At 72.7% G+C, this 17,007-nt stretch carries 18 protein-coding genes, 2 pseudogenes and 1 riboswitch; of the genes and pseudogenes, 6 read left to right on the forward strand and 14 right to left on the reverse strand.

Annotated elements, in window-relative coordinates; translation table 11 throughout:
* Positions 1-34: 34 nt before the first annotated feature.
* From BLT82_RS13765 to BLT82_RS38815, 3 genes and pseudogenes are all read right to left on the reverse strand, one after another.
* Positions 35-1,057: a hemolysin family protein gene (locus tag BLT82_RS13765; protein WP_093654440.1), complete on the reverse strand. Its 1,023-nt coding sequence runs from the start codon at positions 1,055-1,057 to the stop codon at positions 35-37.
* A gap of 398 nt (positions 1,058-1,455) precedes the next feature.
* Positions 1,456-2,784 (reverse strand): annotated as a pseudogene (locus BLT82_RS13770) (hemolysin family protein); the annotation flags it as partial.
* Positions 2,785-3,047: 263 nt separating this feature from the next.
* A complete protein-coding gene (locus tag BLT82_RS38815) occupies positions 3,048-3,944 on the reverse strand; it encodes a GNAT family N-acetyltransferase (RefSeq protein WP_404203982.1) in 897 nt (298 codons plus the stop codon).
* A 356-nt stretch (positions 3,945-4,300) separates the two neighbouring features.
* On the opposite strand from BLT82_RS38815, the gene BLT82_RS13780 reads away from it, so the two are divergent.
* Together BLT82_RS13780 and BLT82_RS13785 are read left to right on the forward strand one after the other, a co-directional pair.
* On the forward strand, positions 4,301-4,615 hold the full coding sequence (locus BLT82_RS13780) for a hypothetical protein (protein WP_244291957.1): 315 nt from the start codon (positions 4,301-4,303) through the stop codon (positions 4,613-4,615).
* Entirely contained in the window at positions 4,612-4,983 is a 372-nt protein-coding gene (locus tag BLT82_RS13785) for a fic family toxin-antitoxin system, toxin component (protein WP_093654443.1), read from the forward strand. The genes BLT82_RS13780 and BLT82_RS13785 overlap by 4 nt, the downstream gene beginning before the upstream one ends.
* A gap of 198 nt (positions 4,984-5,181) precedes the next feature.
* On the opposite strand, the gene BLT82_RS13790 is transcribed toward BLT82_RS13785, so the two are convergent.
* The 5 genes from BLT82_RS13790 to bioB form a co-directional block, all read right to left on the reverse strand.
* On the reverse strand, positions 5,182-5,862 hold the full coding sequence (locus BLT82_RS13790; RefSeq protein WP_093654445.1) for a class I SAM-dependent methyltransferase: 681 nt from the start codon (positions 5,860-5,862) through the stop codon (positions 5,182-5,184).
* Between the two features lie 303 nt (positions 5,863-6,165).
* Positions 6,166-6,510: a VOC family protein gene (locus BLT82_RS13795; protein WP_093654447.1), complete on the reverse strand. Its 345-nt coding sequence runs from the start codon at positions 6,508-6,510 to the stop codon at positions 6,166-6,168.
* Positions 6,511-6,515: 5 nt separating this feature from the next.
* On the reverse strand, positions 6,516-7,241 hold the full coding sequence (gene bioD, locus BLT82_RS13800; protein WP_093654449.1) for a dethiobiotin synthase: 726 nt from the start codon (positions 7,239-7,241) through the stop codon (positions 6,516-6,518).
* A 59-nt stretch (positions 7,242-7,300) separates the two neighbouring features.
* The gene (locus BLT82_RS13805; protein WP_167746006.1) at positions 7,301-8,602 is read right to left on the reverse strand and encodes an adenosylmethionine--8-amino-7-oxononanoate transaminase; all 1,302 of its coding nucleotides are present in this window, start codon (positions 8,600-8,602) and stop codon (positions 7,301-7,303) included.
* Complete coding sequence (gene bioB / locus BLT82_RS13810; protein WP_093654451.1) at positions 8,595-9,776, reverse strand: biotin synthase BioB; 1,182 nt, start codon at positions 9,774-9,776, stop codon at positions 8,595-8,597. Before bioB ends, BLT82_RS13805 begins: the two co-directional genes overlap by 8 nt.
* Before the next feature lie 142 nt (positions 9,777-9,918).
* Here bioB and BLT82_RS13815 point away from each other — a divergent pair, with 142 nt between their 5' ends.
* On the forward strand, positions 9,919-11,073 hold the full coding sequence (locus BLT82_RS13815) for an 8-amino-7-oxononanoate synthase (protein ID WP_244291958.1): 1,155 nt from the start codon (positions 9,919-9,921) through the stop codon (positions 11,071-11,073).
* 56 nt (positions 11,074-11,129) lie between these two features.
* On the opposite strand, the gene BLT82_RS13820 is transcribed toward BLT82_RS13815, so the two are convergent.
* Positions 11,130-11,345: a DUF397 domain-containing protein gene (locus BLT82_RS13820; protein WP_093654453.1), complete on the reverse strand. Its 216-nt coding sequence runs from the start codon at positions 11,343-11,345 to the stop codon at positions 11,130-11,132.
* A 15-nt stretch (positions 11,346-11,360) separates the two neighbouring features.
* Positions 11,361-12,218 carry a helix-turn-helix domain-containing protein gene (locus tag BLT82_RS13825; RefSeq protein ID WP_093654455.1) on the reverse strand — a complete coding sequence of 286 codons (858 nt, stop codon included), beginning with the start codon at positions 12,216-12,218 and terminating at the stop codon, positions 11,361-11,363.
* A gap of 297 nt (positions 12,219-12,515) precedes the next feature.
* Between BLT82_RS13825 and BLT82_RS13830 the strand changes: the two genes are divergently transcribed.
* Together BLT82_RS13830 and BLT82_RS13835 are read left to right on the forward strand one after the other, a co-directional pair.
* On the forward strand, positions 12,516-12,956 hold the full coding sequence (locus tag BLT82_RS13830; protein WP_093654457.1) for an ATP-binding protein: 441 nt from the start codon (positions 12,516-12,518) through the stop codon (positions 12,954-12,956).
* An 84-nt stretch (positions 12,957-13,040) separates the two neighbouring features.
* A pseudogene (locus BLT82_RS13835) lies at positions 13,041-13,253 on the forward strand (LysE family translocator); the annotation flags it as partial.
* A 77-nt stretch (positions 13,254-13,330) separates the two neighbouring features.
* Here the strand turns inward: BLT82_RS13835 and BLT82_RS13840 are convergent.
* The 3 genes from BLT82_RS13840 to BLT82_RS13850 form a co-directional block, all read right to left on the reverse strand.
* A complete protein-coding gene (locus tag BLT82_RS13840) occupies positions 13,331-13,807 on the reverse strand; it encodes a C40 family peptidase (RefSeq protein WP_093654459.1) in 477 nt (158 codons plus the stop codon).
* Between the two features lie 3 nt (positions 13,808-13,810).
* Positions 13,811-13,983: riboswitch (cyclic di-AMP (ydaO/yuaA leader) on the reverse strand.
* 347 nt (positions 13,984-14,330) lie between these two features.
* Positions 14,331-14,639: a hypothetical protein gene (locus BLT82_RS13845; RefSeq protein WP_093654461.1), complete on the reverse strand. Its 309-nt coding sequence runs from the start codon at positions 14,637-14,639 to the stop codon at positions 14,331-14,333.
* A gap of 7 nt (positions 14,640-14,646) precedes the next feature.
* A complete protein-coding gene (locus BLT82_RS13850; RefSeq protein ID WP_093654463.1) occupies positions 14,647-15,282 on the reverse strand; it encodes an ATP-dependent Clp protease proteolytic subunit in 636 nt (211 codons plus the stop codon).
* A 94-nt stretch (positions 15,283-15,376) separates the two neighbouring features.
* On the opposite strand from BLT82_RS13850, the gene BLT82_RS13855 reads away from it, so the two are divergent.
* On the forward strand, positions 15,377-15,667 hold the full coding sequence (locus BLT82_RS13855) for a type II toxin-antitoxin system Phd/YefM family antitoxin (protein ID WP_093654755.1): 291 nt from the start codon (positions 15,377-15,379) through the stop codon (positions 15,665-15,667).
* Positions 15,668-15,904: 237 nt separating this feature from the next.
* Here the strand turns inward: BLT82_RS13855 and BLT82_RS13860 are convergent, their stop codons facing one another.
* Positions 15,905-16,897 (reverse strand): ABC transporter permease, encoded by a 993-nt coding sequence (locus BLT82_RS13860; protein WP_093654465.1) that lies wholly within the window; start codon positions 16,895-16,897, stop codon positions 15,905-15,907.
* Positions 16,898-17,007: the final 110 nt, after the last annotated feature.

Consider the following 17,007-nt stretch of genomic DNA (forward strand, 5'->3'; position numbering starts at 1 on the left):
CGCCGCGGCCCGGGGCCACCGGCTCCGACGTCCGTCAGCGGCTCTGTCCGGGGGGCCCGACCAGGATGCGGAGCACGTCCTCCATCGTCACCAGGCCGGCGAGTTTCCCGTTCTCGTCCAGGACCGCCGCGAGGTGGGTCCGGCTGCGCCGCATGGCGGTCAGTACGTCGTCCAGCGGGGTCTCGGCCCGTACCCGGGCGATGGGCCGCAGTGCCGAGACGGGGAACGGACTGTTGCGGGGCGTCTGGTCCAGGGCGTCCTTCACATGCAGGTAGCCAAGGATCCTGCGGGTGCTGTCGACGACCGGGAAGCGGGAGAATCCGGACTCCGCGGCGAGCCGCTCCAGCTCCTCGGGAGCCGTGCCGACCTGCGCGTAGATCACGCGCTCCACGGGCGTCACCACATCGGCGACCGGGCGGCGACCCAGCTCCAGGGCGTCCTGCAGCCGTTCGGCGGCCCGGTCGTCGAGCAGCCCGGCGGCTCCGGAGTCGCTGACCATCCTGGCGAGCTCGTCGTCCGAGAAGGTCGCGGCGACCTCGTCCCTGGTCTCCACCCGCAGCAGTTTCAGCAGCGCGTTGGCGAAGGCGTTGATCGCGAAGATGACCGGCCGCAGTGCCCGGGTGAGCGCCACCAGCGGAGGGCCGAGGAGCAGGGCGGCTCGGGTGGGCTCCGCCAGGGCGATGTTCTTGGGGACCATCTCGCCGAGCAGCATGTGCAGATAGGTGGCGAGGGCGAGGGCGATCACGAACGAGATCGGGTGGATCAGCCCGTCCGGAACGCCGGCCGCGTCGAACACCGGCTCCAGCAGATGGGCGATCGCCGGCTCCGCGACCACGCCCAGTACCAGCGTGCAGAGGGTGATGCCGAGCTGGGCCGCGGCGAGCAGGGCCGAGACGTGCTCGAGACCCCACATGACGCTCCGGGCGCGACGGTTCCCGGCATCCGCCTCGGGTTCGATCTGGCTGCGGCGTACGGAGATCATGGCGAACTCGGCGCCGACGAAGAAGGCGTTGACCACCAGGGTCAGAAAGCCGATGAAGAGCTGAACGGCGGTCATCGTGCGTGCCTCCCCCTGCCGAACTCCGAGGATCCGTCGGTCCGGGCTGCGCCTCCGGCGTCTCCTGTGTCTCCCCTGTCCCGGGGACCTCCTGCGGCGTCCGGACCCGCTGTGCCGCCGGAGCGGCCCGCCCGGTCGGTGCGGCCGGCCCCAGGGCCATCCGGGGGCGCTTGGGAGCCGTTCCGCGCCGCCTCACCGGGCGGCCGACCGGAGGAGTGGTCGGACCCGCCCGACGCCTCGGGCCCGCCGGGCCCCTCGGACGCCACAGGTTCGCCGGGCCCGCCGGACCCCTCTGACCCGCACGGGCGGCCCGGCCCGTCGGGTCCGCCGGCAGCTCCGGGACCACCGGCCGCCGCGGCATCCTCGGTCCTGTCCCTCCGCTGGCCCCGGCGCAGGCCGTCGCGCGCCGGCCGCTCGTCCGCGACCCGCGGTTCGTGGAGCAGGACCCGCGCCGCCCGCCGCCCCGACGCGTCGACCACGTCGAGACGCCAACCGGACATCTCGATGGTGTCGCCGACGGTGGGGATCCGGCCCAGCCGCGTCGCGATCAGGCCGGCCAGCGTCTCGTACGGTCCTTCCGGCACCCGCAGTCCGATGACCTCGAGCTGGTCCATCCGGGCCGCCCCATCGGCCGACCACAGCGCGCGGCCGTCCGCGTCCTCGCCCGCCCGGGCGAGATCCGGCGTCTCGTGCGGATCGTGCTCGTCCCGAACCTCGCCGACGACCTCCTCGACGATGTCCTCCAGGGTCACGACCCCGGCCGTGCCGCCGTACTCGTCGATGACGACGGCCATGGTCCGTTTGCCCGACAGCAGGTCGAGCAGACGGTCGACGGTCAGGGTGGTCGGCACGAGCAGCGGTTCGCGCATGAGTTCGGAGACCGGATGGCGGAGGCGGCGCTCGGCCGGGACGGCCAGGACGTCCTTGATGTGGACCGCCCCGACGACGGTGTCCAGACTGCCCCGGAACACGGGGAAGCGGGACAGTCCCGTGGCGCGCGTGGCGTTGGCGACGTCCTCGGCGGTGGCCTGCGCGTCGAGCGCGGTGACCTGCACGCGCGGTGTCATGACGTTCTCCGCGGTCAGTTCGGCGAGCATGAGGGTCCGGACGAACATCTCCGCGGTGTCGGCCTCCAGCGCCCCCTCCTTGGCGGAGTGGCGGGCCAGGGCGACCAGCTCCTGCGGGCTGCGCGCCGACGCCAGCTCTTCCGTGGGCTCCAGACCGAGCCGGCACACGACGCGGTTGGCCGTGTTGTTCAGATGGCGGATCAGCGGCCGGAAGATCGCGGAGAAGATCCGCTGGGGAGTGGCGACGACCCTGGCGACCGCGAGCGGGCGGGAGATCGCCCAGTTCTTGGGCACCAGCTCTCCCACGACCATCAGGAACACGGTGGACAGTCCCGTGCCGATGACGAGCGCGAGCGACGATGCCACGGACGGCGCCGCGCCCAGGGCCCTGAGCGGGCCGCTGATCAGCTTGGCGACGGACGGCTCGGCGAGCATGCCGACGACCAGGTTGGTGACCGTGATGCCCAGCTGGGCGCCCGAGAGGTGGAAGGTGAGTTCCCGTACCGCCTTCAGCGCACTCGCGGCGCCGCGATCACCCCGTTCGACCGCCTTCTCAAGTTCGGCCCGCTCGACGGTGGTGAGGGAGAACTCGGCGGCGACGAATCCCCCGCAGGCGAGCGCGAGCAGCACCGCCACGAGAAGCAGGAGCACTTCGGTCATCGGTTCACCTCCGTCCCATGGTCGGCCAGGGCGCGGAGGATCGCGCGATGTCCGGCACCTGAGGCTCGCGCATGGGCGGACGCTCACACCTTTCGTTCACACGGAGGGGCAGCGGCCCCTCCTGGTCATGGGCCGGTACGGCGGTCCGGCTTTCGGCGGGCCCGGCCCGGGGTGCGCCTGCCGATCGCGGGGCGGCGCGTTCGTCCGGCCGTCGGCCGGACAGGGAGGCCGCCCGCTCCGCCGCGGGGCCCGACGCCCATCGCCTAGGCGAGCGGCTTGACCCAGCGGCTCCACTGCGGCTCGGGCGCGTAACCGGCCGCCCGCCACGCGGGGTGCGCGGACTCGTTCCGGTCGAGCACCATCGCGTCGCCCCGCCGTCCGCCCAGCCGTAGGAACCGCTCCTCCGCCGCCCTGAGCAGCGCACCGGCGATCCCCTGCCGCCGGTGATCGGGACGGACCGCGAGCCGGTAGAGATGACAGCGCCAGCCGTCGAAACCCGCGATGACCGTTCCGACCAGTGCTCCGTCGCGCTCGGCCAGGATCAGCGCCGCCGGGTCCCTGGCCACCAACCGCTCGACCCCGTCCCGGTCGTCGCTGATGCTCGTGCCCTCCGCGGCCGTCTTCCAGAAGGCGAGCACGGCGTCGAGATCTGCCGGCCCGGCGGCCCTTGTCCGAAGATCGCTCATGGCGGCCATCCCATCACCGGCCGGGGCGCGCCGTCGAAGGGATTCCCGCGCGCGTCCCGCCGGTCGTGCGTGCCGTGCCCTCGCGCGGTGCGCGCTCCGCCGTCGGCCGCGCGTGCCCGTGCCCGGGTGCGCGGCCTCGCTCCGGCGTGCAGACGGACGCCCGCACCACGGTGCGCCCCGTGGCCGCTGCCCGCTTCGCCGCTCATCGCCTGCCCCGCACATGTCCCTTCCTCCCCGCACCCGCTCCGGTGGCACGTACGCACGCGCCCGGCTCCGACACGCGCTTTCCCGCAACCGCTCGGGCCATGCGTCCTCGGGCGGGCGGGCGGGCGGGCGGTTCGGTCGGTTCGGAGTTCCCCGTTCGCCCGGCCGAGCGCCTCCAGCCGGGCGGAGTTCGGCCCCGGTCCCCGTCCTCCGTGCGGGCGCGCCTGCGACTTCTGCTTGCCCGTCGCGGCAGCCGGTCGCCGTCCCCATCGAGCGGCAGCGGGGGCAGGGGCACACGGGGCCTTCGTCCGCGAGCCGCCGCTCGAACCGTCGACGCTGCGCGGCGGCCCGTCCACGCCCCAGCCCGGCGAAGGGAACTCGCGCCCCGCCCGGTCGTGTTCGTCCCTCGCGCGGCCGGGTTCATCGGCACACCGAGGCTCCGTGCGCCGCTCCTCGCCCCCGCGGGCGCCGCATTCTGACGACCACGAACCGAAACGTCCGCGTCAACTGTCCTCCTCCGAAGCTTCGTTCAGGGGCAGCGGCGGCGCGGGGTGACGGAAGACGCGTCCCCGTTCGGGGCTTCATTTCTCTTGCCGGTGCTAGCGCAGTGGCGCTAGCTTGAAGGGGTGGCCAAGACACAGTTGAACGTACGGGTGGACGAGAGCACCGCCGCAGCGGCACGCCGCAGGGCGCACCAGCGCGGGCTCAGCGTGAACCGGTACATCGAGGAGCTCGTCAAGCAGGACGCGGGTGAGGCGGGGCGCGCCTTCGTGGATGCCGCGGCCGACTTCATGAAGCAGTACGAATCCGTGTTCGCCGAGGAGTTCGGAGCTCCGGCTCCGGCCGCACCCGCCGGCCCGTCGGGCGGCGCGGGCGCAGGCGCCGCGGGAAGCGAGAGCCGGTCCCGGCGCGCCAAGCCGACCGCGCAAGGCAAGCGTTGAGCCTGTCGATCGATCTCGCCTGGCTGCTCATGGTCGCCGAGCAGAAGGTGCCCGGCGATCCGCAGGTCACCGACTGGGGCGCGCTGATCGCCGCGGTGAGCCGTCACGAGGCCGAGATCTTCGGCATGGCCGTCTACGGCGACCCATACACCCGCGCGGCGGCCTTGATGCAGGTGCTTCTGCACGTGCCGGCCCTGGAGCACTCCAACGCGATGTTCGCCACGGCCGTCGCCTACGGCTATCTCGTCGCGAGCGGACTGCCGGTGGCGACGTCCCCCGAACGCGTGCGCGATCTCGCGCGGCTGGTGAAGGAGGGCAAGACCGGAGTCCACGGCATCGCGCGCGAGCTGCGGGGCTGGATCCAGTGACACTCTGGGCCGCCGGTCTTCCCGGCCGGCGGCACACGGCCGGTCGGCGGTACAGGGCCGGTCGGCCGGGCTCGGTGACCGTCACACCGGTCCGCGGCCCTGATGACGGACGGCAGGCTGCCCGGTGCCGGCGGCTCCTGAACGCGCCGTCGCGGACGAACCGGCCGCCGGTTCGGCGAGCGTCTCCTCCGGGCGGGTTCAGCGAGCGTCCTCGTGCGGCCGGCGCGCAACCCCCAGTACACAGAAGGACGTCGGCAGCTGCGGCCCCTTCCCCGGCACGCGCAGTCTGCGGTACGTCCCCAGTTCGAACCCGGCGGACTCGATCGCGCCGAGCGGATCCCGGGCGGTGTGACAGCCTCCGAAGATCCGTGGCCACACCGTACGGTCGAGCCCGCGCTGCACCGCGGCCATCGGCCGGCCCGGAGCGGCCCCGTGCTCGAAGAAGCGCAGTTCACCGCCGGGACGCAGGACGCGCTTGATCTCCGCGAGCGCGCGTGGCAGGTCCCGCACGCTGCACAGGACCAGTGAGGCGACCGCCGCGTCGAACGCCTCGCTCTTCACGGGCAGCGCCTCCGCGGCGCCCGGCACCACGTCGACCGGTACCTCCGCGTGCATCGCGGCCGTGACCGCCAGCTGCCGCAGGGTGCGCTCCGGTTCCAGGGCGACGACCTCGGACACGGCCGCGGGGTAGTGGGCGAAGTTCAGCCCGTTCCCCGCACCGATCTCGATCACCCGGCCCGAGAGGCCGGTCAGGAGCTCCTCGCGGTGCTCGGCGACGCCGGCCTTGAGGTCGGCCGCCACGCTGAACCTGGCGTAGAAACGGGCGAACAGCGGATGGTGTACGGCGTCCCGGGGGACCCTGGGGCTGCGCGACGGCATGGCTGGCCTCCTCCGGAGTACGACTCGAGCGACCGCCGCACGAACCGCCTCGGACGGAGGCACGGCGAACACGGTGATTCTCCCCCCGGGCGCCCCCACTCACTCAGGCGTCGTCCGACGGCGGCGCGCCGTGCCCCTGGGAGGGAGGCCGCCACCACCGAATCGAGCCGGGAGCATCGGCCGATCCGCTCGTCGGCAGGCACCTCGGGCACCCGCGTGGACCTGGCCGACGGCCGGACAGGGCGCGGCCCGCCCTTTGCGCTCATTCGCGTGGCGAAGCGCCCCGCGGAGGCGGGTACGCCGTCAGCCGTCGACGAAGCAGAACTCGTTGCCCTCCGGGTCCAGCATCACCTGGAACCGGCCGTGGTCGTCCGCGACGACCGCCCCCACCGGAGACGCGCCGAGCCGGACCGCTTCGGCGGCCGCCGTGTCCACGTCGCCGGCGCTCACGTCCAGATGCAGCCGGTTCTTGGCGCCCTTGCCCTCGGGCACCCGCTGGAAGGCGACGCGCACGAAGCCGGGCGGGTCCACGTACGCCCAGTCGGCGCTCCGTTCGACGGCCTCCCCGCCGAGGAGCCCGGCCCAGAACCGTGCGAGGGCCAACGGCTCCGCACAGTCGAAAACGATCTCCTCAACCCGCGCTCGCATGGTGCTCAGCCTACGGGCGCGAAGTCCGCCGCGAACGCGTCCACGTCCCAGGACCCGCCCAGCGCCGGCGCCAGCCAACCGGGGGCCGCGGCCCGGAACGCCTCGGGAGCCAGCGAGCCGGAGCCGTCCGGGACAGCACCGAGCAGCGCCGCTCCGGCCGACTCCGGAAGGTCGGCCACGTTGCAGCGGGCGGCGAGGTCCGGCGTCGCGGGCCAGCTGCCGACCACGACTCCCAGCGCCTCCAGGGAGCGGGCGCGCAGCGCCTCGGTGGTGAGCGCGGTCGCGTTGAGCGTCCCGAGCCCGGCCGGTGCCACGACGAGCACCGGTGCGCCCAGCAGACGGGCGGCGTCCGCGAGCGTGCCGCCTGCTCCGTCGAAGCGTACGAGCAGTCCGCCCGCACCCTCGACCAGCACCAGGTCGTGCTCTCCCGCCAGCTTCGCGGCCGCGTCGGCGACCTCGTGCGGTCCGACCGGCGCCATGACGGCCCGGCGGGCGGCCGTCGCCGGGGCGAGCGGCTCGGGGAACCGGGCGAGTTCGACGGCGGTCACCCCCGGGCCGGCGAGCCGTGCCGCCTCCTGGGCGTCGCCCGGCTCGCCCTGCGAGAGACCCGTCTGAGCGGGTTTCAGCACCGCCACCGTCCGCCCCTGCGCGGCGGCCACCGCGGCGACGGCCGCGGTGACGACGGTCTTCCCGATCTCGGTACCGGTCCCGCTGACGACGACGACACCCATGGTGCTCCTGGCTGGTGATGGACGAACGGGTGAGGGAGGCCGCCTGGACCGTACCCGGCTCAGGCGGCCGCCGCGGCGGCGCGGACCGCCCGGGTGATCAGCGCGAGATCCTCGTCGCTCGTGACGTACGGCGGCATGGTGTAGATCAGATCGCGGAAGGGCCGCAGCCACACACCCTCGCGCACGGCCGCCTCGGTCGCGGCCGCCATGTCCACGGGGCGGTCGAGCTGGACGACGCCGATTCCGCCCAGCACGCGGACGTCCCGGACTCCGTCGATGCCGGCCGCCTCCGCGAGCCCTTCGCGCAGCCCGGTCTCCAGGCGCTTGACCTCCTGCTCCCAGTCCTGGGAGAGCAGCAGGTCGATCGACGCGCACGCGACCGCCGCCGCGAGCGGATTGCCCATGAAGGTCGGCCCGTGTGCCAGTACGGGCACCTCGCCCCGCGAGATGCCGTCGGCGACCCCTTCCGTGCACAGCGTCGCCGCCATGGACAGATAACCGCCGGTCAGCGCCTTGCCGAGGCACATGACATCGGGCGAGACCCCCGCGTGCTCCGCCGCGAAGAGCCGGCCGGTGCGCCCGAAACCGGTGGCGATCTCGTCGAGGACCAGCAGCACGTCGTGCTCGTCGCACGCCTCCCGCAGCACCCGCAGGTAGTCGGGGGAGTGGAACCGCATCCCGCCCGCGCCCTGCACCACCGGTTCCACGATCACCGCTGCCAGTTCGTCGGCGTGCCGTGCGACGAGCTCGCGCAGATGGTCCGCGTACGCGGGGTCGAAGGGCGCGTCGTGGCCGGCCGGGGGCGCGTCCGCGAAGACCTGCCGCTGGAGGACCCCCGCCCACAACTCGTGCATCCCGCCCTCGGGATCGCACACCGACATGGGCTGCCAGGTGTCGCCGTGGTAGCCGCCGCGCCAGGTCAGCAGCCGGCGCTTGTCGGGACGTCCCATCGAACGCCAGTACTGGAGACACATCTTCACCGCGACCTCGACGGACACGGAGCCCGAGTCGCAGAGGAAGACGTGCCGCAGGGGTTCCGGAGTGATCTCGACGAGCCGGGTGGCGAGCCGGACGGCGGGCTCGTGGGTGAGCCCGCCGAACATCACGTGGCTCATCCGCTCCAGCTGGCCGCGCGCGGCCTCGTTGAGCACGGGGTGGTTGTAGCCGTGCACCGCCGACCACCACGAGGACATGCCGTCGACCAACTCGACCTGCCCATGGGCCGGTTCGGCGAGCCGGAGGCGCACCCCGGACGCGGACTCCACGACCAGCGGGTCCGTACGGCCCGGCATGGGGCCGTACGGGTGCCAGACATGGGCCCGGTCCAGGGCCACCAGCTCGCGTGCGCCGGAGCTACGCATTGGGAGCGAGGTCGGTACCCGCGCCGCGACGGCGGACGGCCACCAGGTCGGGGCGCGCCCCCGAGGCCGCGGGCTCCGGCTCGTTCTCCGGCGCGGTCTCCCCGGTGGTGTCGCCGCAGGGCGCGCAGGCCCCGCCGCCGTGTGAACCGCAGCCGCCCGCGACGGCGTCCGCACGGTGCTTCGGCAGCGTGGTGGTGTCCGTGCCCTCCACCTCGAAGCCCGCGTCCGCGATCATGTCGAGGTCCGCCTTCCCGGCCTGACCCTCACTGGTCAGGTAGTCGCCGAGGAAGATGGAGTTGGCCAGGTGCAGCGCCAGCGGCTGCAGCGTGCGCAGATGGACCTCGCGGCCGCCCGCGAGACGCACCTCCACGTCCGGGCACACGAACCGCACCATGGCGAGGATGCGCAGTGCCCGCTGGGGCGTCAGATTCCATTCCTTGGCGAGCGGCGTGCCCTCGAAGGGGATCAGGAAGTTCACCGGAACCGAGTCCGGGTCCAGCTCGCGCAGTGCGAACACCACGTCGACCAGATCCTCGTCGCTCTCGCCCATGCCCGCGATCAGACCCGAGCAGGCGGAGAGACCGGCGTCGTGCGCCTTCTGGACGGTGTCCACGCGGTCCGCGTAGGTGTGGGTGGTCGTGATGTCCCCGTACGTCCCCTCGGACGTGTTGAGGTTGTGGTTGTACGCATCCGCACCGGCCTCGCGCAGCCGCTCCGCCTGCCCTTCGGAGAGCAGCCCGAGGCACGCGCACACCTCGACGCCCTCGTTCTGCTCCTTGATGGCCGCGATGGTCTTCGAGACGCGGTCGACGTCACGGTCCGTCGGGCCGCGGCCGCTGGCGACCAGGCAGACCCGCTTCGCGCCGCCCGCGACGCCGGCGGCGGCCGCCTCGGACGCCTCGTCCGGCTTCAGCCAGGTGTACTTGAGGATCTCCGCCTTGGAACCGAGCCGCTGGGAACAGTACGAGCAGTCCTCGGGACAGAGCCCTGACTTGAGGTTGACGAGATAGTTCAGTTTCACCCGCCGCCCGAACCACTGGCGGCGCACCTTGCCGGCCGCGGCCACCACATCGAGCAGGTCGTCGTCGGAGGTCGCCAGCACGGCGAGGGCTTCTGCGCGGGTCGGCAGCTCGCGTCGCAGGCCCTTGTCCACCAGCGTGTTCAGGAGGTCCATGGCGCAGATCCTCGCGTACCGGGCACCCCCCGGCCAAGGAGGAACTCCACAACAGCCCCCGTTTGAGGTGTGTGTATGGCCACACTCTGACCTCTGGCGTCCCCCGCTAGGGTCTGTTCGCTGCCTACAAAAGGACCGGACCATGCCCACAGTGCCTCAGGATCCTTTCGACTGGACGGACGACGCGGCGCGCCTTCGGGCGGAGGCGGGCCTCGTCCGCGTGCTCCGCCCACGGCCTGCCGATACGGCGCTCCTCGACCTGGCGGGCAACGACTACCTCGGCCTCACCCGCAGGCCCGAGGTCACCGAGGCGGCGGCCTCGGCCGCCCGGCGCTGGGGAGCGGGGGCGACCGGGTCCCGATTGGTGACGGGCAGCACCGAACTGCACGCGGAACTTGAGCGCGAACTGGCCGGGTTCTGCGGCTTCGAGGCCGCTCTGGTGTTCTCCTCCGGGTACGCGGCGAACCTCGCGGCGCTCACGGCGCTCAGCGCGCACGGGTCCCTCATCGTCTCGGACGCCGGCAACCACGCCTCCATCGTCGACGGCTGCCGGCTGTCCCGGGCGGAGACCGCGGTGGTGGCGCACGCCGATCCGGAAGCCGTGGCCAAGACGCTCGACGCCCACCCGGGCAGGCGTGCCCTGCTCGTGTCCGACTCGGTCTTCTCGGTGGACGGCGACGCCGCGCCGCTGGCCGACTTCGCCGATGTGTGCCGCGCGCACGGTGCGGCCCTGGTCGTGGACGACGCACACGGCTTCGGCGTCCTCGGCGAGGGCGGCCGGGGAGCCCTGCACGCGGCGGGCCTCGCGGGGGCCGCGGGTGTCGTCGCCACGCTCACCCTGTCGAAGTCGCTGGGGAGCCAGGGCGGAGCGGTCCTCGGCCCGGCGCGGGTGATCGAGCATCTCGTCAACGCCGCCCGGACGTTCATCTTCGACACCGGACTCGCCCCGGCCGCGGTGGGCGCCGCCCTGGCGAGCCTGCGTGTGCTGCGCCGTGAGCCCGGTCTCGCGGACCGGGTCCGGATCGTGGCACGCACGCTGCACGGGCGGTTGACGGAGGCCGGGCTGACCTCCGCCCGGCCGGACGCGGCCGTCGTCTCCGTGCAGGCGCCGGCGCCGGAGGCGGCGGTGCGCTGGGCGGCGGACTGCCGCGCCGCGGGTCTCGCGGTGGGCTGCTTCCGGCCGCCCTCCGTACCGGACGGGATCTCAAGGATCAGGCTCACCGCGCGCGCCGACCTCACCGATCAGCAGATCCGGACGGCGGTCGCCACCATCCTGGAGACGGCGCCGAAGGGCTGAGGCGATTCCGGGGAACCGGTCGGGGCCGGGTCCGCGCGCATCCGTGCGCGGACCGGTCACCGCGGTGGCGCGGCCAGTCCGCTGACGAACCCGGTCCAGGCGGCCGGCGAGAACAGCAGGAGCGGCAGTCCGGGGTTCTTGGAGTCGCGCACGGCCAGGGCGCCGTCGGCGCACCGTGCGGTCTCCACGCAGTTGTTCATTCCGACACTGCGGCTGCTGCGCTGCCAGGAGGTGCCGGGCAGAGGGCGTACACGTGCGTCGTGAGCAGACATTGGGGGGTGCCTTCCCTACGCGCCTTCACGGATCCCCGCGACGAGATCCAACGAGTCAGTCGGCGAGAGCGCATGCGCCTGCATCGTGCGGAAGGCGGCGCCGTACGTCTCGAGGTCTTCCTTCCGTTCGAGGTAGAGACTACTCGTCAAGTGGTCGAGAACAACCACGTCTAGATCAGAAGTGTTCGGAAAGGAGAAGATAACGAAAGATCCGGTCAGTCCTACGTAGCCACCCGTGGAGAAGGGCAGCACCTGCAGCCGCACATGCGGGAGTTGGGCCATCTCCAGCACCCGGCGCAGCTGACCCCGCATCACCTCCCGGCCGCCCACCTGGCGGCGGAGTACCGCCTCGTCCAGTACTGCACTGAAGGTCAGCGGGCGTTCGGCCCGCAGTACGCGCTGACGCGCGATGCGCACCTCGACCAGTGAGTCGACCGTGGCCGTCGGCACGCCCTCCAGCGCGGAACGGGTCACCGCCCGCGCGTAGTCGGGCGTCTGCAGCAGCCCGGGCACCACCGAGGTCTCCAGCGTGCTCGCCGCGCTCGCCTGGGATTCCAGGCTGATGAAGTCCCGGTACTGCGGGGGGATCACCCCGCGATACGCGTGCCACCAGCCCTTTCCCCCGCCGTCCGCCGTGCCCGCCAGCGTCCCCAGCAGTTCGCGCAACCGCTGGTCGGCGACTCCGTAGGCATCCAGCAGGCGGGCCACATCGGCCGGTTTCACACCGCTCGTTCCGGTCTCTATGCGGCTCACCTTCGACTGGTTCCAGCCCACCAGGAGCGCCGCCTCCCGGCTCGTGAGGCCCACGCCCAGCCGCAGACCGCGCAACTCCTCCCCGAGCTTGCGCCGGCGTACCGCGGGACCCTGCCGCATGCCGTGTCTCCTCCTGTCTCCTCCGCCGGCTCCCCCGGCCGGACCGCGGCCGGCACCGGTGACCGGCCGCGGGCACCGGAGGGCACAGCGCCAAGCGCCAAGTGTGCGCCCAAATACGCTCTCGCGTAGCAGAGTTCACCGCTTTGAGCGACAGATATATGCATATCCGGGTGGATCCCCTGCCATGGGGGCGACAACAGTGGCAGTCTGGCGCGAAGCGCAGTCCGAGGCTGTTCCGGCATCCAATCCGCTACGTGCCGCGCTCCGGCAGCCCCGGTGGGAAAGGGACAGCTCGCCATGGCAGACCATCAGGAAGCCTCCGTCACTCTGCCGAGCGATCCCGCCTCGGTATCCGCCGCGCGCAGATACGTCTCCGAGGTACTGACCGACTGGGGACTGCCGGGGGAGACCGAGACCGCCGACACGATCCGCCTCATCGTCTCCGAACTCGCCACGAACGCCGTCCAGCACACCTTCGGGCTGTCCCCGACCTTCACGGTCGACGTCCGCCTCGAGCGGGACGAGTGGCTGTGCATCGGTGTGACGGACAGCCATCCGCGCCGGCCCCAGCGCCTGCCCGCGGCGGTGCAGCAGGACAACGGCCGCGGCATGGTGATCATCCGATGGCTCATCGGGGAGTGCGGGGGCAGGCTGCACGTCGACCCCACGCCGGAGGGCGGCAAGACCGTCTGGATCGCCATGCCCTGGAGCGCGGCCGAGACCGAGCCTTCGCAGTGAGCACCGGGGCCGGTCGCCGCCCGTCGGGCCACCGGGCCGTGCTTGCGGCCGGGCCGGGTACGCGGAGCGGGCACCCGCGCCGGCCCGCACGGGGCGGCCGTGCTGCCGCGGACCACCCTGCTCGCGGCGATCGTGGTCCTGCTCGGGCTGGTCTGGTTCCCGGCGGTCGCGCTGCTGGTGGACCGGCTCGGCCGCACACTGCGGCGGCCGCGTACCGGGCGCGCCGTGGAGGGATCGAGCGGCGGGGCCCTCGCCGCTCTGGGTCTCACGCTCGTGACCGCCCCGATGCTCCGTTGACGTTCCGGGCGGCCGGCGGGTCGCCGCCACCGCCCGGTGCGCGCCACCGGAGCACCGGGCGGACGGTGGACGCGGAACTAGCGCACGCGTCCGTAGCGGACGCTCTTGGACCAGATCTTCGTCAGCTTCACGACGGAACCGGTCTTCGGCGAGTGCCAGATCTTCCCGGACCCGGCGTAGATGCCGACGTGGTACACGTGTCCACGCGAATGGAAGAACACCAGGTCACCGCGCTCGCGCTGGGAGGCGGAGATGTGACGGGTGCGGTTGTACTGCTGCTGGGCCGTGCGCGGCAGTTGCTTGCCCGCCTTCTTGTAGGCGTAGAGCGTGAGCCCCGAGCAGTCGAACCGGCTCGGACCGGTGGCTCCGTACCTGTACGGAGCTCCCTTCTTCGACGCGGCGACCTTGAGAGCCTTCGTCGCGTACGCCGAGGCGGCTTGGGCCTCCGGCGCGCCACCCGGCACGATCAGCGAGCCGCCGACGGCGGCGATCGTGAGTGCCGAGACGGCACCCGTCCGGGACAGCAGGGACGGGAGATGTGTCTGCGCAGTCATGCGCAACCCTTCGTCAGCCGCCTGTGAAGGATGACCTGTCGGGTTCGGACTGGCGAAGATGCCCGGCCGCGCAAACGGCTTCACCCCAAGGGCCGCCACCGTTCCGGCGGTCGGCCCGCACTGCTGGGTCCTCCACTCCTGCCGAAGCCCTCATGTCGACCAGGCATCCGGTGCGGCGGCAGGACTCGGCGTCCGCCCGGACCGCCCCGCCGCGGTGGCGGGGGCTTGTCGTCCCAGGGATCTTGACCCACGAACTGCCGGATTTCCGAGTCGAAACGGCGATTTGTGAGGCTACTCACCACTGATCTGTTCGAGTGGACAGGGCCGTTCGGGGGACGGGGTGTCGCCGGGCGACGAGCCTCGTACCTGCGGCGGAGCCGGTCATTGGGCCAATCGGGCCATGCCTTTGCGCAACTTGCGCGGGACGAAAGTCGAAGCCCTTACTGGTCCGGATGGGCGACACCCAGTCGTACGCTTCACGGGCGCGTCGGACACCCCAGGAGACGTGTTTCGCGGTCGAGCGTCAACTCGGCCGTTCCGGCGGCACGGTGATCCGGGAGGCTCGGCGCTCCCCGTCCAACACCCGCAGCGCCCGGGCCAATGTGACGGTGTGCAGCTCACTCTCGCCGCGCATGTGCATGACCGTCAGGGCGTCGCGGAGAGCCGTGGCCCGGGCGACCAGGGCCTGTGCGGCACGAAGGGCTCCATACGTGTGTGTCCCGCGTGCCGGGTTGATCCTTCCCACCTGGTCGATCACTTCGAGATAGCTGTCGATGAACTCGCTCTCGGCGCGCGTCAGCGCGGGCAGCGGCGGCGGCTCCGGTGGCAGCACCGTCCGCTCACCCGATGCCGGCGGAAGTCAGGGACGCCTTCCGGTTCTTGACGATGTGGTCGATCAGCCCGTACTCCCTGGCGCCCGCGGCATCGAACACGGTTTCGCGATCGAGGTCGGCGGCGACACGGTCCGCGCTCCGGCCGGAATGGCGCACGAGCATGGCGGTGAGCTGCTCCCGCAGCCGCAGCAACTCCCTCGCCTGGATGTCCAGATCGGTGGGCTGCCCCTGCACCGGCTCGGGCAGGGAGGGCTGCTGGACGACCACGCGGGCGCCGGGCAGGGCCATGCGCTTGCCCGGGGTTCCGGCCGCGAGCAGCACGGCCGCGGTCGACACGGCCTGCCCCAGACAGGTGGTGACGATGTCGCAGGTCACCGTCTGCATGGTGTCGTAGATGGCGGACATGGCGCTGATCGGGCCGCCGGGCGAGTTGACGTAGAGCGAGATGTCCTGGTCCGGTGCGGCGTACTCCAGGTACAGGAGCTGTGCGATGACGTCGTTGGCGGAGGTGTCGTCCACGGGGGCGCCGAGGAAGACGATCCGCTCGCCGAGCAGTTTGGCGTACGGGTCGAGCGTGCGCTGCCCGCCGCTCGTACGTTCGGTGAACTCGGGCAGGACGTGACGGGCGGACGGACGGTTCACGGCAACCACTCCTCAAGCGGCCGCCCCCGCGGCCACGTCTGCTGCGGCCTCTGTAAAAAATGTACAGGACGTACAGGCCGTTATGATGGGGAGCATGGCCTACGAGATTCCGGTGACGCAAGCCCGAGCTGAACTCGCCGAGCTGATCAACCGCGTCGTCTACGGTGGCGAGCGGGTCGTCGTGACCCGCCACGGGAAGCCGCTCGTGGCCCTGGTGTCCGCCGCTGACCTGGAGCGACTGGAGGCCGCGGAGCAGGCGGCCGAGGAATCCGTGATCCCCTCCGTGTCGTCCCTGCGCTCCGCCGAACCGTCCGCTCCCGGCGAACGCGGCCGCTTCGGCATCGCGGCGGAGCACCGGCCGCCGGGCACGCGCGGCGGGGCCTGACCCGGCCCCCGGGAGTGCGGACGGAGCGCACGAGTGGCGGAGGCCGACCCCGCCGGCTCCGTCGCGCACCCGCACCGGCCGCCGGTGGTGGACGCCGCGCCGGTGCGCCCCGTGCGAGCGGCGAGGCCGCACGCTCCCGTCCGCCACAGCGGGAAACGCGCGGCCGTCCAGGGGCCGGGAGGCCGGGGCCCGTTCGTTCGAACCGCCTGCGCAGGGCGGGGCCGGCCGCCCGGGCGGTCAGCCGGCCGGTGCCGGCTCCACGGGGCGAGTCGCCGCGACGGCAGGGGCGGCGGTGCGGCGGCGTCCGCCGATCAGCACGGCGGCCATGCCCAGGGCCGCCCACAGCGACAGGGTCAGCGTGGCCGCGCCGGCCTCGCGACCGTCGAAGTACGCCACCGACCGCAGCAGTGAGCCGCCGGCGCCCGGCGGCAGCCATTGCCCGATCAGCCCGGCCGGTTCCGGCAGCATTTCCGGCGCGGTCGCCACACCCGAGAACGGGTTGCCCAGGAGCACGATCAGCAGCGCGCCCAGGCCGAATCCGGGAGGCCCCAGCAGGGCGGCGAGACCGGCGACGGTGGCGCCCACCGCCAGGGTGGCCAGCGTGAACGCTCCCGCTTCGGCCCACCAGTTCCCCGCGAGGACCCCGAGCCAGCTGTGCGTGAGCGCGGTGGCGGTGATGCCCACGAGTACCGCGGCACCCGTGAGTGCCAGCGCCGACCTGGCCCCGCGCAGCCCGAGTCCGGTCACCATCGCTCCGGCCGTCACTCCCGCCAGGGCGAGCGGCAGCACGCTGGAGGCCAGCGCGCTGCCTCGGGCGTCGCCGGCGGGGGTCGCGACCACGTCCTCGACGGCCACCCGGGTGCCGGGCGGAGCCCCCGCCGTCAGCGACTCCTTGAGCAACTGGGCGACGACGGAGCTCGCGGCCGACGCCGTCAGCACCTTCGGCCCCGCCGGCGTCATGGCCACCGCTCCGTATACGGCGCGGTCCTCGATCGCCTCACGGGCCGCGGCCTCGTCGTCGTAGCGGTGCACCTCGAACGCGCCCTGCCGGTGTTCGAAGCGCTCCTCCAGTGGTGCGGCGGCCGCGGCGGGACCCGCGATGCCGATGGGCAGGTCGTGCGGTGCCGTACGGGCCGCGGGCCAGGCGAAGGCCCACAGGGCGAGGGCCGCGACGGCCGGTATCAGAAGCATCACCGCGATCGCGCGGCGCGCCGGGGAGGCGGTGGGCATGGGTACCTCGTTTCGGGGTGGGGCGTACGGATCGATCAAAAAGAAGGATCGTTCGTTTTATGTTGTTCCACTGTTCTGACGTGGGCGTCAGTTGTCAAGAAGGAATGTTC

Origin of the sequence: Streptomyces wuyuanensis (assembly GCF_900103455.1) — a bacterium.
Classification (GTDB): Bacteria; Actinomycetota; Actinomycetes; order Streptomycetales; family Streptomycetaceae; genus Streptomyces; species Streptomyces wuyuanensis.

Bases quoted from the DNA above. Each gene is read 5' to 3' on its own strand.
- BLT82_RS13765 (WP_093654440.1), bottom strand. From the start codon at position 1,057: ATGACCGCCGTTCAGCTCTTCATCGGCTTTCTGACCCTGGTGGTCAAC.
- BLT82_RS38815 (WP_404203982.1), bottom strand. From the start codon at position 3,944: ATGGGGACGGCGACCGGCTGCCGCGACGGGCAAGCAGAAGTCGCAGGC.
- BLT82_RS13790 (WP_093654445.1), bottom strand. From the start codon at position 5,862: ATGCCGTCGCGCAGCCCCAGGGTCCCCCGGGACGCCGTACACCATCCG.
- BLT82_RS13795 (WP_093654447.1), bottom strand. From the start codon at position 6,510: ATGCGAGCGCGGGTTGAGGAGATCGTTTTCGACTGTGCGGAGCCGTTG.
- bioD (WP_093654449.1), bottom strand. From the start codon at position 7,241: ATGGGTGTCGTCGTCGTCAGCGGGACCGGTACCGAGATCGGGAAGACC.
- BLT82_RS13805 (WP_167746006.1), bottom strand. From the start codon at position 8,602: ATGCGTAGCTCCGGCGCACGCGAGCTGGTGGCCCTGGACCGGGCCCAT.
- bioB (WP_093654451.1), bottom strand. From the start codon at position 9,776: ATGGACCTCCTGAACACGCTGGTGGACAAGGGCCTGCGACGCGAGCTG.
- BLT82_RS13815 (WP_244291958.1), top strand. From the start codon at position 9,919: ATGCCCACAGTGCCTCAGGATCCTTTCGACTGGACGGACGACGCGGCG.
- BLT82_RS13820 (WP_093654453.1), bottom strand. From the start codon at position 11,345: ATGTCTGCTCACGACGCACGTGTACGCCCTCTGCCCGGCACCTCCTGG.
- BLT82_RS13825 (WP_093654455.1), bottom strand. From the start codon at position 12,218: ATGCGGCAGGGTCCCGCGGTACGCCGGCGCAAGCTCGGGGAGGAGTTG.
- BLT82_RS13830 (WP_093654457.1), top strand. From the start codon at position 12,516: ATGGCAGACCATCAGGAAGCCTCCGTCACTCTGCCGAGCGATCCCGCC.
- BLT82_RS13840 (WP_093654459.1), bottom strand. From the start codon at position 13,807: ATGACTGCGCAGACACATCTCCCGTCCCTGCTGTCCCGGACGGGTGCC.
- BLT82_RS13855 (WP_093654755.1), top strand. From the start codon at position 15,377: ATGGCCTACGAGATTCCGGTGACGCAAGCCCGAGCTGAACTCGCCGAG.
- BLT82_RS13860 (WP_093654465.1), bottom strand. From the start codon at position 16,897: ATGCCCACCGCCTCCCCGGCGCGCCGCGCGATCGCGGTGATGCTTCTG.